General features: G+C 45.7%; 15 protein-coding genes. All 15 read left to right on the top strand.

Annotated elements, in window-relative coordinates:
• Positions 1–25 precede the first annotated feature (25 nt).
• The 15 genes from codY to AC4EHJ_RS04835 all read left to right on the top strand — a co-directional run bounded on the left by codY (position 26) and on the right by AC4EHJ_RS04835 (position 16,898).
• Positions 26–805, top strand: coding sequence for a GTP-sensing pleiotropic transcriptional regulator CodY (codY, locus tag AC4EHJ_RS04905; RefSeq protein WP_490974462.1), 780 nt, complete (start codon positions 26–28; stop codon positions 803–805).
• Positions 806–1,094: 289 nt separating this feature from the next.
• Positions 1,095–1,811, top strand: coding sequence for a 30S ribosomal protein S2 (rpsB, locus tag AC4EHJ_RS04900; RefSeq protein WP_135503835.1), 717 nt, complete (start codon positions 1,095–1,097; stop codon positions 1,809–1,811).
• 87 nt (positions 1,812–1,898) lie between these two features.
• Positions 1,899–2,783 carry a translation elongation factor Ts gene (tsf, locus tag AC4EHJ_RS04895; RefSeq protein WP_490974461.1) on the top strand — a complete coding sequence of 295 codons (885 nt, stop codon included), beginning with the start codon at positions 1,899–1,901 and terminating at the stop codon, positions 2,781–2,783.
• 79 nt (positions 2,784–2,862) lie between these two features.
• On the top strand, positions 2,863–3,588 hold the full coding sequence (gene pyrH, locus AC4EHJ_RS04890; protein ID WP_490974460.1) for a UMP kinase: 726 nt from the start codon (positions 2,863–2,865) through the stop codon (positions 3,586–3,588).
• Positions 3,588–4,145, top strand: coding sequence for a ribosome recycling factor (frr, locus tag AC4EHJ_RS04885; protein ID WP_416144884.1), 558 nt, complete (start codon positions 3,588–3,590; stop codon positions 4,143–4,145). Before pyrH ends, frr begins: the two co-directional genes overlap by 1 nt.
• 154 nt (positions 4,146–4,299) lie before the next feature.
• The gene (gene uppS, locus AC4EHJ_RS04880) at positions 4,300–5,097 is read left to right on the top strand and encodes an undecaprenyl pyrophosphate synthase (RefSeq protein WP_490974459.1); all 798 of its coding nucleotides are present in this window, start codon (positions 4,300–4,302) and stop codon (positions 5,095–5,097) included.
• Positions 5,094–5,885 carry a phosphatidate cytidylyltransferase gene (locus AC4EHJ_RS04875; protein ID WP_490974458.1) on the top strand — a complete coding sequence of 264 codons (792 nt, stop codon included), beginning with the start codon at positions 5,094–5,096 and terminating at the stop codon, positions 5,883–5,885. The genes uppS and AC4EHJ_RS04875 overlap by 4 nt, the downstream gene beginning before the upstream one ends.
• Positions 5,886–5,901: 16 nt before the next feature.
• Positions 5,902–7,047, top strand: a complete 1,146-nt coding sequence (gene dxr / locus AC4EHJ_RS04870) for a 1-deoxy-D-xylulose-5-phosphate reductoisomerase (protein ID WP_490974457.1) — start codon at positions 5,902–5,904, stop codon at positions 7,045–7,047.
• Positions 7,048–7,088: 41 nt separating this feature from the next.
• On the top strand, positions 7,089–8,348 hold the full coding sequence (gene rseP, locus AC4EHJ_RS04865; protein WP_490974456.1) for an RIP metalloprotease RseP: 1,260 nt from the start codon (positions 7,089–7,091) through the stop codon (positions 8,346–8,348).
• A 64-nt stretch (positions 8,349–8,412) separates the two neighbouring features.
• Positions 8,413–10,116, top strand: a complete 1,704-nt coding sequence (locus AC4EHJ_RS04860) for a proline--tRNA ligase (RefSeq protein ID WP_490974455.1) — start codon at positions 8,413–8,415, stop codon at positions 10,114–10,116.
• An 89-nt stretch (positions 10,117–10,205) separates the two neighbouring features.
• Complete coding sequence (locus tag AC4EHJ_RS04855; RefSeq protein WP_490974454.1) at positions 10,206–14,519, top strand: PolC-type DNA polymerase III; 4,314 nt, start codon at positions 10,206–10,208, stop codon at positions 14,517–14,519.
• A 124-nt stretch (positions 14,520–14,643) separates the two neighbouring features.
• Entirely contained in the window at positions 14,644–15,129 is a 486-nt protein-coding gene (rimP, locus tag AC4EHJ_RS04850; RefSeq protein WP_490974453.1) for a ribosome maturation factor RimP, read from the top strand.
• A gap of 22 nt (positions 15,130–15,151) precedes the next feature.
• The gene (nusA, locus tag AC4EHJ_RS04845; RefSeq protein ID WP_490974452.1) at positions 15,152–16,279 is read left to right on the top strand and encodes a transcription termination factor NusA; all 1,128 of its coding nucleotides are present in this window, start codon (positions 15,152–15,154) and stop codon (positions 16,277–16,279) included.
• Between the two features lie 20 nt (positions 16,280–16,299).
• A complete protein-coding gene (rnpM, locus tag AC4EHJ_RS04840; protein ID WP_490974451.1) occupies positions 16,300–16,581 on the top strand; it encodes an RNase P modulator RnpM in 282 nt (93 codons plus the stop codon).
• Positions 16,581–16,898, top strand: coding sequence for a YlxQ family RNA-binding protein (locus AC4EHJ_RS04835; protein ID WP_490974450.1), 318 nt, complete (start codon positions 16,581–16,583; stop codon positions 16,896–16,898). Before rnpM ends, AC4EHJ_RS04835 begins: the two co-directional genes overlap by 1 nt.

Raw genomic sequence — 16,898 nt, 5'->3', positions numbered from 1 at the left:
CGAAAATTGTAGGAGGCTCATTTATATGAATCTATTGGAAAAAACTAGAAGAATTAACTCGATGTTGCAAGCAGCTGCAGGAAAGCCTGTAAACTTTAAAGATATGGCTGAAACATTGAGCGAAGTAATCGAGTGTAATGCTTTCGTCGTTAGCCGTAAAGGTAAATTGCTAGGTTTCGCAGTAAGCCAGCAAATCGAAAACGAACGCATGAAAGGGATGCTCGAAGAGCGCCAATTCCCGCTCGAGTATACTCAAAATCTTTCAAACATCACTGAAACATCTGCAAACCTTGACGTTAACAGCGAGCACACGATCTTCCCAGTGGAAGAGCGCGAATTGTTCGAAGATGGGTTGACAACGATCGTACCGATCATCGGCGGCGGCGAACGTTTAGGAACACTTCTTCTTGGACGCTTGAAAGATGAGTTCCAAGACGACGATTTGATCCTAGGCGAATACGGCGCGACGGTTGTCGGCATGGAAATCCTTCGCGAAAAAGGCGATCGCATCGAAGAAGAAGCGCGCAGCAAAGCTGTTGTTCAAATGGCGATTTCTTCTCTATCGTACAGCGAACTTGAAGCGATCGAACACATTTTTGAAGAGCTTGACGGCAATGAAGGCCTTTTGGTCGCTTCAAAAATCGCTGACCGCGTAGGCATTACGCGTTCAGTAATCGTTAACGCGCTTCGCAAACTAGAAAGCGCAGGCGTTATCGAATCACGCTCCCTAGGAATGAAAGGGACATACATCAAAGTATTGAACACGAAATTCCTAGCTGAGCTAGAACAATTGAAAATGAACTAATTGCAAGATCAAAGATGCCGGACTCAGTTCCGGCATCTTTTTTATTTTGCGGAAGTTCATCGCCGTAAGCTAGAGGCGGTCCGTTTTTTAGATTCAGGCTCTCACTGAAATCGGGAGACAGGGGATATTTGTGCGAGAAACTCCTTGCGGCAAGCAGTAGGGCATGCTATAATTTCAAATGGTGTTAAATACACACGCATTTCGATTTGAGCCGCAGGTGCTTGAAAAAGTAACGGTTCAGAGAAGAAAAATGCGGAGGGAAAAAATAACCTATCAGGAGGAAACACACATGTCAGTAATTTCTATGAAACAATTGCTTGAAGCTGGTGTACACTTTGGCCACCAGACTCGCCGTTGGAACCCGAAAATGAAAAAATATATTTTCGTTGAGCGTAACGGTATCTACATTATCGATCTTCAAAAAACAGTCCGCAAATTGGAAGAGGCTTATAGCTTTATGAAACAAGTGGGCGAAGAAGGCGGTAAAGTACTATTCGTTGGAACGAAAAAACAAGCACAAGACGCTATCAAAGAAGAAGCTGAACGTTCTGGCAACTACTACATCAACCAACGCTGGTTGGGTGGTACATTGACTAACTTTGGTACAATCCAGAAGCGTGTCAACCGCTTGAAACAAATCGAGCGTATGGAAGAAGACGGTACTTTCGAAGTGCTTCCTAAAAAAGAAGTAGTACAATTGAAAAAACAACACGAACGCCTTGTTAAATTCCTTGGCGGAATCCGTGATATGAGTTCACTACCGGACGTAATGTTCGTAGTTGACCCACGCAAAGAACGCATCGCTGTTGCAGAAGCAATGAAATTGAACATTCCAATCGTTGGTATCGTTGATACTAACTGTGATCCGGATGAAATCGATTACGTTATTCCTGCAAACGATGACGCAATCCGCGCAGTTAAGCTTTTGACTGGTAAAATGGCAGATGCTTTGCTTGAGTCAAAACCAGAAGTAGAAGAAGAAACTCCAGCTGAAGCTGCTGAGTAATTCACAAGTATTACAGGTGATAAGCGGCGAAACCCACTTATCACCTTTTTTTGAGAAAATGTTCTTATTTTAAGGAGGAATTTAATCATGGCAGTTACAGCACAAATGGTAAAAGAATTGCGTGAAAAAACGGGCGCAGGTATGATGGATTGCAAAAAAGCATTAGTTCAAACTGATGGCGACATCGACGCGGCTATCGACTTCTTGCGTGAAAAAGGCCTATCAAGTGCTTCTAAAAAAGCGGACCGCATTGCTGCTGAAGGGATTACAAACATTCTTGTCAAAGGCAATGAAGCTGTAATCTACGAAGTGAACGCGGAAACTGATTTCGTTGCTAAAAACGAAGGCTTCCAAACACTTGTAAAAGAATTGGGCGAGCATTTGATCGATACGAAGCCTGCAACTATTGAAGAAGCTACTGCTTCTACAATGTCAAACGGCCTTACTGTGGCTGACCACATTTCGAACGCAATCGCTAAAATCGGTGAAAAAATCACTTTGCGCCGCTTCGAAATCCGCACAAAAACTGATGCTGACTCTTTTGGTCCTTACCTGCACATGGGCGGACGTATTTCAGTACTAGTTGTTCTTGAAAACTCTACAAACGGTGATGCTGCTCGCGATATCGCTATGCACATTGCAGCTTTGAACCCGAAATACGTTTCACGCGACGAAGTTTCTGCTGACGAAGTGGAACATGAGCGCAAAGTCTTGACTGAACAAGCACTTAACGAAGGCAAGCCTGAAAATATCGTTGCTAAAATGGTAGAAGGCCGCCTTGGTAAATACTTCGAAGATGTTTGCCTTTTGGATCAAGCTTTTGTTAAGAACTCTGACCAAAAAGTACGTGACTTTGCAGCTTCTACAGGCGGATCTGTAAAAGAATTCATCCGCTACGAAGTCGGCGAAGGCATCGAAAAACGCGAAGACAACTTTGCTGATGAAGTTATGAGCCAAGTAAACAAAAAATAATCTTTATTATCATAGGATAGACTTGGGGAACACTGAATGTGTTCCCTATTTTTCAATAAAAGTGTAACGGAGGGTACCGATGAGTGTTCAACAATATAAACGCATTGTACTAAAACTTAGTGGAGAAGCGATGGCTGGAGAAAAAGGATTCGGATTATCTCCTGAAATCATCAAATCGGTTGCTGCCCAAGTAAAAGAAGTTGTCGAACTGGGTGTGGAAGTTGCTGTAGTCGTAGGCGGCGGAAATATTTGGAGAGGCAAGGTCGGCTCGGAAATGGGGATGGACCGCGCAACTGCTGATTATATGGGCATGCTTGCAACTGTCATGAATTCCTTGGCATTGCAGGATTCTTTAGAAAAGCAAGATGTCGAAACAAGAGTTCTTTCTTCTATTGAAATGCGCCAGGTTGCAGAACCTTACATCCGCAGAAGAGCGATCCGCCATTTGGAAAAGAAACGCGTCGTCATTTTTGCGGCCGGTACAGGCAACCCATACTTCTCTACAGACACGACAGCTGCACTTCGCGCTGCCGAAATAGAGGCCGATGTCATTTTAATGGCTAAAAACAATGTGGATGGAGTTTACTCAGCGGATCCTAAAACTGATTCAACTGCTGTTAAGTATGAAGAGCTTTCATATTTCGATGTAATCCAGCAAGGACTGCAAGTGATGGATTCGACTGCTTCCACACTATGCATGGACAATGATATACCACTCGTAGTATTCTCTATTATGGAAAATGGAAACATAAAACGAGCTGTTCTCGGCGAAAAAATCGGGACAGTAGTGAGGAGAACATTATAATGCCAAAATCAGTGATAAAAGACGCGAAGACAAAAATGGACAATGCAATTCAAGCCTTTTCTCGTGAACTTGCTTCAATTCGTGCAGGACGTGCAAATCCGTCAATCCTTAACAAATTGACGGTGGATTATTATGGTGCCCCAACTCCGATCAACCAAGTAGCAGGTGTCGCTGTTCCAGAAGCACGCCTTATTGTAATTCAGCCGTATGATAAGACGATTCTTGGCGATATCGAAAAAGCAATCATGAAATCGGATTTGGGCTTAAGCCCCTCCAATGACGGCATTGTCATCCGCCTTGCGATTCCAGCATTGACAGAAGAACGCCGCAAAGATCTTGTGAAACAAGTGAAAAAAGAAGCAGAAGAAGCTAAAGTTGGCATACGTAACATTCGCCGTGACGCAAATGACGATTTGAAAAAGCTTGAGAAGAAAAGTGAAATCACGGAAGACGATTTGCGCAGCTATTCTGATGAAGTGCAAAAGTTGACGGATTCATTTATCGTGAAAATCGACGAAGTTGCAAAAGACAAAGAAAAAGAAATCATGGAAGTATAAATCGAACTTTCCACGAGGAAAAGCGTTCTGTTTAACAGAACGCTTTTTTTCATGCCAAAAATATGGCAATGGCGCGAAAGAAAGCGCACAACGTTATTTTTTTTGATATGATAAGCATTAGACATGCCGATTTGTAATAGGTGGAGGAATAAAAATGTTCAATAAATTATTAAAGAGAATGACCGATACAGAAACTGCAATTGAAAATGATGAACGAGTATATGCTGCTGCGGCGCAAAAGGTGCCGGAGCATATAGCCATTATCATGGACGGCAATGGCCGATGGGCTAAGAAGCGTTCGCTGCCAAGAGTGGCGGGGCATCACGAAGGCATGAAGACGGTCAGAAAAATTACGAAGCTGGCCAACGAATTGGGCGTCAGCTATTTAACCTTATATGCTTTTTCCACTGAAAATTGGAAAAGGCCAAAAATGGAAGTGGATTTTTTGATGCGCCTTCCAGAAGAATTTTTATCTGTGTTTCTGCCGGAATTGATTGAAGAAAACGTTAGGGTGGAAATGATGGGGTATCACCACAACCTGCCTGCCCATACAATTGAAGCGGTAAGAAAAGCAAAAGAAGCAACAAAGGACAATACAGGGCTTGTCTTGAACTTCGCCTTGAATTATGGCAGCCGAGCTGAAATTGTCGATGCTGTGAAAAATATTGCAACCCAAGTGGCGGCCGGAACATTGGATGTCTCGGAAATTACAGAAGAACACATCACTACAGGGCTGATGTCGTGTGACATGCCGGAACCGGATTTGTTGATCCGCACGAGCGGAGAAGTCCGTTTAAGCAATTTCATGCTCTGGCAATTGGCTTATACCGAATTTTGGTTCACAGAAACTTTATGGCCGGATTTCGGAGAAGAATCATTGCTCGAAGCGATTGAGAACTACCAGAAACGCAATCGCAGGTTCGGAGGATTGAAAGGGGAAGAAGCGAATTGAAACAGCGTATCATCACTGGAATCATTGCTGCAGCTCTCTTTATTCCCTTCGTTATCTATGGAGGCACGCCGCTGACCATAGTACTGTACGGCCTTGCAACGGTGGGACTGCAGGAATTATTGAACATGAAGGGCAGAAGCCTGCTCAGCATACCCGGCTTGATTTCTTTGATCGCGCTATACGCGTTCATGATGCCGGATGCATGGGCGCAATGGGTATTTGAAACAACGGGTTATGAAAAAGTTGAGTTTGCATTTATGGCTGTAATCTTACTATTGATCCATACGGTGGTCGTTAAAAACAGCTTTACATTCGACGATGCTGCATTTGCTATTTTAGGTACACTTTATATTGGTGTCGGATTCTTTTACATGATTGAAACACGTGCTGCAGGCCTGGATTTTGTCGTTTACGCATTATTGGTCGTGTGGTTTACCGACTCAGGTGCTTATTTTACGGGTCGAAAAATAGGCAAGCGCAAATTATGGCCAGAAATCTCACCGAATAAAACCATTGAAGGGTTTGTCGGAGGCATTGTTTGGGCCATTGGCATTGCTTTAATCTTGAATTATTTTGTGGATCTTGATAAATCGATTCTGATCATCATCATCGTGACTATAATCGCTTCTGTTTTTGGACAGATGGGTGACCTGGTTGAATCTGCGTTGAAAAGACATTTCAATGTCAAGGATTCCGGCAACATCCTACCGGGGCATGGCGGCATTTTAGACCGTTTTGACAGCATTCTTTTTGTAATGCCGTTATTGCATTTTCTACATTTCATCTAGGAGAAGGAGCATCTGAATGACCAAAAAAATAGTTTTGCTGGGGGCAACCGGTTCGATCGGTGTGCAGACGGCGGATATCATCCGTGAACATCATACCGAATTTAGGCTGGTCGGCTTTTCAGCAGGCAAAAACATAACATCAACAAAAGAATTGGTCCAAGAGTTCCATCCGGAAATCGTTTGTGTACAAAACGAAGAAGACGCAGCAGCACTAAGAGCAGAATTCCCGGCAGTGTCGTTCGTTTCCGGAAGCAAGGGCTTAATTGAGACCGCTACATACGATGCGGATATTTTAGTGAATGCCGTAATTGGCAGCGTGGGGCTAGAGCCGACTTTAGAAGCCATTAAGCTTGGCCGCACCATTGCAATAGCGAACAAAGAAACACTGGTTACCGCAGGGCATCTTGTCATGGAAAGCGCGAAACGCTACGGCGCAATGATTTTGCCAGTTGATAGCGAACACTCAGCGCTCTTCCAAGCGCTGAACGGAGAAAAGCTTGAACAGGCAAGCCGCTTGATATTAACGGCTTCCGGCGGCAGTTTCCGCGACTTGGCGCGTTCGGAACTTGAAAACGTGACTGTTAAAGAAGCATTGGCTCATCCAAACTGGTCGATGGGAGCAAAAATAACCATCGATTCTGCAACTATGGTCAATAAAGGCTTGGAAGTGATTGAAGCGCATGTACTTTTCGGCTTTGGCTATGACGACATTGATGTCTTGCTGCACCGGGAAAGCATCATCCATTCAATGGTGGAATTTCAAGATACGAGTGTCATGGCCCAATTGGGGACACCTGACATGAGGGTTCCGATCCAATATGCGCTGACATATCCTGACAGGCTGCCAAGGCCGAATGCCAAAAGGCTTAATCTGGCGGAAATCGGCAAATTGCATTTTCAGGACATGGATTACGAACGTTTCCATGCGCTTCAGCTAGCATTTGATGCGGGCAGAACGGGCGGCACGATGACGACCGTTTTTAATGCAGCTAATGAGCAGGCCGTTGCCATGTTCTTAGCCGGAGAAATCAAATTCCTGCACATAGAAGAAATGATCGAACGTGCGATGCATAGCCACGACACGGTGCAAAGCCCGGATCTTGAGACGATCCTTTATGCAGACGCTCAAACAAGAAAATCCGTTAAAAACATGCTAAAATAACTTAAGACAAAACCGAGTATGGTTAATAAGGATGGGTTTAAATGGAAACAGTATTAGCGTTTGTCATAATTTTTGGTGCTTTAGTATTTTTCCATGAACTTGGGCATTTTCTCTTTGCGAAAAGAGCCGGAATTCTGGTCCGTGAATTCGCAATCGGAATGGGGCCGAAAATTTTAGGCATCACTAAAGGCGAAACGCTGTATACGCTGCGGCTCCTGCCAATTGGCGGATATGTGCGCATGGCGGGCGAAGAAATGGATGCCATTCATATTCAAGCCGGCCATCGTATTGGTGTTTTACTGAATAAAGAAGGACTTGCAACAAAAATCATTATGAACCAAAAAACCATGCATCCGGAAATACTGTTTCTGGAAGTGGAAGAAGCGGATCTGGACCGCGAGCTTTACATCAAGGGCTACGATGAGGACGAACAATTTGTCCGGATCGGCGTCGCCCGTGATGCTGTAATTGAAGAAAACGGTAAAGAAACCATTTTGGCACCGTATGATCGCCAATTCGATTCGAAAAGTGTCGGCAATCGCTTCTTGACCATCTTGGCTGGGCCTCTCTTCAATTTCATCTTGGCTTTCTTCATCTTTACGGCTTTGGGCATGATGCAAGGGGTTCCAACATTCGAGCCTGTCATCACAGAAGTTGCAGAAGACAGTCCGGCATCTGAAGCCGGTATGCAAAATGGGGACTTGGTCACTGAAATTGACGGAACTTCAATTGCGACCTGGGATGAATTGGTTGCAATAGTCCAGGGCAATGCCGGCAATGCGCTTCCATTTGAAGTGGAGCGCGGCGGCGAAACTTTGGACTTCACCATTACTCCTGAAGTATCAGAAGAATCTCCGGAAAAAGTCGGAGTCATTGGTGTGCTTTACCAAAGCCCGATGGAAAAGGACTTTTTCGGATCGTTCGTTTATGGTGCAGAACAGACCGTGTTCTGGTTCAAAGAAATCTTCCGCTTGCTGGGCATGCTGGTTACGGGCCAATTTACAATTGACGCATTGTCCGGTCCGGTAGGTATTTATAAAACAACTGAGGAAGTTGCGAAATACGGAATCTTTACACTGATGAGCTGGGCTGGTATGCTCAGCATCAACTTAGGGATCATGAATTTACTGCCGCTTCCGGCATTGGACGGCGGGCGCCTTATGTTCTTCATTCTTGAAGCGCTGCGCGGCAAACCTGTCGACCGGCAAAAAGAGGGCATGGTCCATTTTGTCGGAATCATGCTGCTGATGCTGCTGATGATTGTAGTCACGTGGAACGATATCCAGAAGTTCTTCTTTTAAGAGAGCAGCTTTTCCTATATAGAAAGAGACAAAAATTAATCAGTCAGTTGAGGTGTATTTTGGAATGAAACAAACAGCAACTTTTATCCCGACACTTAGAGAAACACCGGCTGATGCGGACGTAAAGTCCCATCAGCTCCTATTGCGCGCAGGATTCATCCGTCAAAACACGAGCGGCATTTATTCGTTCTTGCCATTAGGCAAACGCACATTGCAAAAAGTGGAGAATGTCATCCGTGAAGAAATGGAAGCTGTCAACAGTGTGGAAGTATTCCTTCCTGCCTTGCAGCAAGCAGAACTTTGGATGGAAACTGGCCGCTGGTATTCGTATGGCGACGAGCTAATGAGGCTGACGGACCGCAACAACCGTGCTTTCGCACTTGGCGCAACGCATGAAGAAGTCATCACGAGCCTTTTGCGTGACGAAATCAAATCGTATAAGAAATTGCCGTTGAATTTATTCCAGATTCAATCGAAATTCCGGGACGAAAAGCGCCCACGCTTCGGTTTGCTGCGTGGCCGTGAATTCCTGATGAAAGATGCTTATTCGTTCCACGCAACGCCTGAAAGCCTAGATGACACTTATAACGACATGATGCAGGCTTACACGAACATCTTTACGCGATTAGGCTTGAATTTCCGTGCGGTTATCGCGGATTCAGGGGCCATCGGCGGTAAAGACAACCACGAATTCATGGTATTGTCTGATATTGGGGAAGACACAATCGCATATTCTGATCTCTCAAACTATGCAGCCAATATTGAAATGGCGGCAGTGAATGTCGAGTATCCGGCTTCAGGCGAAGCCGAAAAAGAAATCGAAAAAGTGGCGACGCCAAACCAAAAGACAATTGCCGAGGTAGCCGAATATTTGAATAAATCTCCAGAGCAATGCATCAAGACTTTGGTATTCAAAGCGGATGAAGATTTCGTTATTGTGTTATCCCGCGGCGATCACGAAATCAATGACGTCAAAGTGAAGCACGCAACGGGCGCAAAAATAGTGGAAATGGCTTCTCCTGAAGAAGTGTTGGAGCAATTGGGCTGTGAAATCGGATCCCTGGGTCCGGTGAAACTGAAATCGCCGATCCGCGTTTATGCAGACCATGGCGTCAAATCAATTGTCAATGGCGTAACTGGCGCGAACGAAGCCGGCTTCCATTTTATCAACGCGACACCTGAGAAAGATTTCTCGGTCGACACGTTTGCTGACTTGCGTTTTATCCAAGAAGGAGACGCTTCGCCGGACGGTGAAGGTGTTATCAAATTCGCGAAAGGCATTGAAGTCGGCCACATCTTCAAGTTGGGCACAACCTATAGCGAGCCAATGAAAGCGACATTCTTGAACGACCAGGGTCGTGCAATGCCTTATATTATGGGATGCTACGGCATCGGCGTTTCCCGGGTAATGGCTGCAGTGGCTGAACAATTCCAAGACGACAACGGTTTTACTTGGCCGGATGTGATTGCACCTTATGAAATTCATATTGTACCGGTTAATATGAAAGATGAAACTCAGCGCGAGTTGGGCGAAGACCTTTACAAGTTATTGAAATCGTACCGCTATGAAGTTCTTCTTGATGACCGCATTGAGCGGGTAGGCGTTAAATTCGCGGATGCGGATTTGATCGGATTGCCTGTGCGCATTACGGTCGGCAAAAAGGCTTCTGAAGGCATTCTTGAAGTGAAATATCGCCGCACCGGAGAGACTTTTGAGTGGAAACGTGAAGAATTGCTTGACCATCTACAGCAATTCTTTAAGAAATAACCGGAAAATCTGATATGATTGGAGGAAAGTACAACTTGTACTTTCCTTTATTTTTTCTATTTTATAATTCTGTTACAAAGGGGATAGTTATGACAAATCAGCAAGATCCAAAGATGCGTTTCAATCTGCTTCTTCAGCATCTCGATTTAACAGACGATGTACATATGCCTTTTTTCGAAGAAGCTGAACTGACTCGGATGACAGTCCATAAAAAAGAACGGACTTGGCGTTTTATGATCAAAGTAAAACAGACCTTGCCCTTGAAATTATATTTATTGCTGAAAGAACGGCTGTACGCGAATTTCTCTTCCATTGCGACAGTCCAATTGCAAATTGAAAGCGGCGCAGTTTCGGCCGACGAAAATTTGGTTATGGAATATTGGAAATACGTCGTGGAAGAGTTTTCCGATATGGCGCCCCCTTTGCGGGAACAGCTTATCAAACAAGCACCGGAATGGAATGGCCAGAAGCTGATGATCAAATGCAGCCGTGAGCATGAAATGATGGCGTTAAAATCGAAATACAGCGACAAACTCGCTGCGGCATACCAGCAATTCGGCTTTTCACGACTCGCCGTGGACTTCCAACTGTCTGAAGAAAATAACGAAGCGCAGGAGGCCCATGAAGCCTTTATGCAGGAGCGTTTGGCAGAAGAGGAAGAAATGGCCAAGAAAGCGGTAGCTGATATGAAAAAACGCGATACCGACCGCAAAGAAAACGGCGGCCATTCCGGCCCGTTCCAAATGGGCGTCAATATCAAACCGGATGAGCCGATTGCCGAGATCAAATCCATCGTTGACGAAGAACGCCGGATTACGATTGAAGGCTTTGTATTTGATGTAGAAGTGCGCGAACTGCGAAGCGGCCGTTCCTTGTTAACGGTGAAAATTACCGATTACACCGATTCGATTTTGGTGAAAATGTTCTCGCGTGACAAAGAAGACGCGGAGCTTATGGCGAATGTCCAAAAAGGCATGTGGCTGAAAGCGCGCGGTTCAATCCAAACGGATACGTTTGTACGTGATTTGGTCATGATGGCTCAGGATATGGTGGAAATCAATCCTGTAAGGCGTTTGGACACAGCAACTGATAAACGGTCTGAGCTGCATCTTCATACGCCAATGAGTGCAATGGATGCGGTATCCTCAGTGGAATCGCTTGTCGCTCAGGCGGCGAAGTGGGGCCATCCGGCAATCGCCATCACGGACCATGCCGGCGTTCAATCATTTCCTGATGCCTATGCGGCCAGTAAGAAACATGGCATCAAAGCCATCTTCGGCTTGGAGGCGAACCTCGTCGATGACGGAGTCCCAATCGCGTATGAAGAGCGCCATGCCATGCTCGAAGAAGAGACATTCGTCGTTTTCGATTTGGAGACGACGGGATTGTCTGCTGTTTACGACACAATCATCGAACTCGCCGCCGTTAAGATCAAAGGCGGCAACATCATCGATAAGTTTGAAAGTTTTGCAAATCCGCACCATGAATTATCCGCGACTACGATCGATTTGACTGGCATTACCGACGATATGGTGAAAAACGCGCCGGAAGTCGAAGAAGTCATCCGCAAATATCATGAATGGGCAGGCGACCACATCATGGTGGCGCATAATGCGGCATTTGATATGGGCTTCCTGTACGTTTGCTATAAAAAATACGGCATCGACAAGAAACATGCGACTATCGATACGCTGGAACTTGCGCGTATGCTTCATCCCGAACTGAAAAGCCATCGCCTCAACACATTGGCGAAGAAATTTGGCATCGAGTTGACCCAGCATCACCGGGCAATCTACGATACCGAGGCGACGTCCTACCTTTTAACTCATCTATTGAAAGAAGCGCACCAAAAGGGCATTCTTTACCACGACCAGCTGAATGATTATGTCGGCAGCAACGACGCCTATAAACGCGCTCGGCCGACGCATTGCACCCTGCTGGCGCAAAATGACGAAGGCTTGAAAAATTTGTTCAAGCTGGTCTCTTCTTCGCATATCGATTATTTCTACCGCGTGCCTCGCATCCCGCGTTCACTCTTGCAGCGACACCGCAAAGGATTGCTGGTCGGCTCGGGCTGCGACAAAGGAGAGGTCTTTGAAGCGGTCATGCAAAAGTCGATGGAAGAAGTTGAACAAACGGCTCGGTTTTATGATTATCTTGAAGTCCATCCAAAAGAAGTTTATTCCCATTTGATCGAGAGGGAATTGATCCGCGACGAATGGAACTTGGAAGATGTGATCCGCAAATTGGTGAAAGTCAGCCGCAAATTGGAAATTCCATTGGTGGCGACAGGGAATGTCCATTACCTGGATGAAACGGATGCCATTTTCCGCCAAGTATTGATCGGTTCACAAGGCGGAGCGAATCCGTTAAACCGCCATAAATTACCGAAAGTCCATTTCCGCACCACCAATGAAATGCTCGAAGCGTTCGACTTTTTAGGCGAAGAAACAGCTTATGAACTCGTCGTGGCGAATTCGAACAAAGTTGCGGATATGATTGAGACAGTGAAACCGATCAAAGATGAGTTGTATACGCCGAAAATCGAGGGTGCTGACGAAGAAGTCAGGGAATTGAGTTATTCCATGGCCCATCAAATATACGGTCCGACGCTTCCTGAAATTGTCGAAGCCCGCATTGAGAAGGAGCTAAAGTCCATCATCGGCCACGGTTTTGCGGTCATTTATTTGATCTCCCATAAGCTGGTTAAGCGGTCTTTGGATGATGGTTATTTGGTAGGGTCGAGGGGATCGGTCGGTTCGTCGCTAGTTGCGACACTGACCGAGATAACAGAAGTCAATCCGCTGCCGCCGCATTACATCTGCCGGAAATGCAAAGCATCCGAGTTTTTTGATGATGGTTCTGTCGGCTCCGGTTTTGATTTGCCAGATAAAGATTGTCCGGATTGCAACATACCGTTCCAAAAAGAAGGCCAGGATATTCCGTTTGAGACCTTCCTTGGATTTAAAGGGGATAAAGTTCCCGATATCGATTTGAACTTCAGTGGCGATTACCAATCCAGAGCCCATAATTATACGAAAGAATTATTCGGCGAAGACAATGTATTCCGTGCAGGGACAATCGGCACCGTTGCCGAGAAAACCGCTTACGGCTATGTCCGGGGCTACGCCAACGACCGGGAAATGACGCTTCGTGGAGCGGAAATCGACCGTTTGGTGCAAGGCTGTTCAGGCGTCAAACGAAGCACGGGCCAGCATCCCGGCGGTATCATCGTCGTACCCGATTACATGGACATCTACGATTTCTCGCCTATCCAATTCCCGGCGGACGCCCAGGATTCAGAGTGGAAAACGACACATTTCGACTTCCATTCCATCCATGATAATTTGCTGAAACTGGATATTCTAGGGCACGATGATCCGACGGTCATCCGGATGCTGCAGGATTTGTCCGGAATCGATCCGAAAACAATCCCGACCGACGATCCGGAAGTCATGAAAATCTTTTCCGGCGTTGAATCACTCGGCGTCTCTGAAAAACAGATAGGCTGTAAAACCGGAACCTACGGCATCCCCGAATTCGGGACACGCTTTGTTCGCCAGATGCTTGAAGAAACAAAGCCGACGACGTTCTCGGAACTGGTTCAGATTTCCGGACTGTCTCACGGCACTGACGTATGGCTGAGCAATGCCCAGGAACTGATCCAAAATGGTACATGCCAGCTGTCAGATGTTATCGGCTGCCGGGATGATATCATGGTCTACTTGATTTACCAGGGCCTTGAATCTTCATTGGCATTCAAAATCATGGAGTCTGTACGAAAAGGGAAAGGCCTAACGCCTGAAATGGAAGAAGCGATGAAAAAAGAAGGCGTCCCGAATTGGTACATTGAATCGTGCAAAAAGATCAAGTACATGTTCCCGAAAGCCCACGCCGCAGCCTATGTATTAATGGCTGTCCGGATCGCTTATTTCAAAGTCCATTTCCCAATCTTGTACTATGCAGCGTATTTCACCGTACGGGCGGAAGATTTCGATGTCAACGCGATGGCCAAGGGCTCATCGTCGATCCGCGCAAAATTGGATGAAATAAATGCCAAAGGACTCGAAGCATCAACGAAAGAGAAGAACTTGATGACGGTCATGGAATTGGCACTGGAAATGGTTGAGCGCGGCTTTACGTTCCAGAAAGTCGATTTGTATAAATCGTCCGCCGATGAGTTCATCATCGAAGGCACCAGCCTGATTCCGCCGTTCAATGCAATTCCCGGCCTTGGGACGAATGCAGCGAAATCGATTGTTGCTGCCCGCCAACTGGGCACGTTCCTGTCGAAAGAAGATCTTCAGCAGCGTGGACGCGTTTCGAAGACGATTATCGAATACATGGACGACCACGGTTGCCTAGAAGGAATGCCGGATGCCAATCAGCTGTCACTGTTCTAGCAGGTTGCACAGCAACAGGCTTTATGGTATTATTGTAGTAACATTTATGAATAGCTCTGTCACAAAAGAGTGGGTTCTCCCGCTCTTTTCTGTTGTTATGGCATAAAATTGTCGGGAGGCATGTATGAGTAAAATAACTGAACAAATCGAACAAATCGCAATGCCCATCACCGAAGAATTGAACCTTGAACTTGTCGATGTAGAATTTGTCAAAGAAGGGCGCAATTATTTCCTTCGCGTGTATGTGGACAATCCGGCAGCACCGATCGACATTGAACAATGTGCATTAGTAAGTGAAAAGCTTAGCGAAATTTTAGATGAGCTCGATCCGATCGAACAGAATTATTTCCTTGAAGTTTCTTCACCAGGCGCTGAGCGTCCGCTGAAAAAAGACAAGGACTTTGAAAAGGCGATTGGAAAGCTTGTGTATATCAAAACCTATGAGCAAATAGATGGTGCAAAGGAATTCGAAGGCTATTTGCAGTCATTTTCTGAAGATGAAGTACAAATTGAAATCAAAATCAAAACACGCAGAAAAACAGCCGCTTTCGACCGCACGAAAATTGCAGTCATCCGTTTGGCCATTGATTTTTCTGTAAAACCTGATTGAAGAACGTGGGAGTGATAAAATAATGGGTAACGAGTTATTAGATGCATTAGATGCATTAGAAAAACAAAAAGGTATTTCTAGGGATGTATTGATCGAAGCGATCGAAGCTGCTTTGGTCACTGCGTATAAACGCAATTTCAACCAAGCACAGAATGTACGTGTTGACTTGAATCTGGATACTGGCACAATGCTGGTTTATTCCCGCAAAGATGTAGTTGAAGAAGTTGAAGATGAGCGCCTGCATATCTCTCTTGAAGATGCCAAAGCGGTTAACCCGGCTTACGAACTTGGCGATATAGTCGAACAAGAAGTGACGCCGCGCAATTTCGGGCGCATCGCTGCCCAGACGGCTAAACAAGTTGTTACGCAGCGTGTACGCGAAGCGGAACGCGGATTGATCTTCGAAGAGTTCGTCGATCGCGCTGACGATATCGTCAACGGCATCGTGGAACGCATGGATGCGCGCAATCTATATGTCGGTTTAGGCAAAGTTGAAGCGGTGCTACCGCAGACAGAGCAAATGCCAAACGAATCTTACCAGCCGCACGACCGCATCAAAGTTTACATTACAAAAGTTGAACGCACTACGCGCGGACCGCAAGTTTTTGTATCACGGACACATCCGGGATTATTGCGCCGGCTTTTTGAAAATGAAGTTCCTGAAATTTATGAAGGAATTGTCGAGATCAAATCGATTGCACGTGAAGCGGGAGACCGTTCGAAGATTTCAGTTGTTGCACACCGTGATGACATTGATCCAGTCGGATCATGCGTCGGAGCCAAAGGTGCCCGGGTGCAAACAATCGTCAACGAGTTAAGCGGCGAAAAAATCGATATCGTTGAATGGTCTGAAGAACCAGTAATTTTTGTGGCAAATGCATTGAGCCCTTCAAAAGTTCTTGATGTCCAAGTCAACGCCGACGAAAAATCGACGACTGTCGTCGTACCGGATTACCAATTGTCATTGGCAATCGGCAAACGGGGCCAAAATGCACGCCTAGCAGCGAAGTTGACTGGCTGGAAAATCGATATCAAGAGTGAGACGGATGCGCGTGAAATGGGTATCTACCCTAATGAGAACGCGTCGATTGAAAAAGTCGAAACGGATGAAGACTTTGAAGACTTCGATTTTTACGGTGAAAAAGAATAATCAGGAAAAGGTGATGTCCGTTGGCTCTGCAAAAGAAAATTCCATTACGGAAGTGTGTAGCTACAGGCGAGATGCATCCTAAAAAAGAAATGATCCGGATTGTGCGGAGCAAAGAAGGCGAAGTTTCCGTCGATTTGACCGGCAAGAAATCGGGTCGCGGCGCTTATGTTTCAAAGTCGGAATCGGCGATTGAAATTGCACGCAAAAAGAAAGTATTGGACAATCAGCTGGAAACGAAAGTACCGGCTGAAATTTACGACGAATTGATTCGCGTTGTCCAAAGAGAGCAGTTGAAGCAATAGTGAATAAAGATAAAGTCCTGCAATTACTGGGATTGGCTACCCGAGCTCGGATGACGATAACCGGGGAAGAAATGACAGTGAATGAAGTGCGTAAAGGAAAAGTGAAATTGGTCATTTTGTCCGAAGACGCTTCAAAAAACACCAGCAAAAAATTGCATGATAAATGCAAATCTTATAATGTCGACCTCGAAGTGTTCGGAACGCGTTTCGAATTGGGGCATGCAATCGGCAAGGCAGAGCGTGTAACAGTAGCGATAACTGATGCAGGCTTTGCGAAGAAAATTAAGAATTTGATTGATGAAAATAACCGGGGGTGA

It is taken from the genome of Planococcus sp. TJ-301, from assembly GCF_058268475.1.
This window is presented reverse-complemented; position numbering and strand designations above follow the sequence as displayed.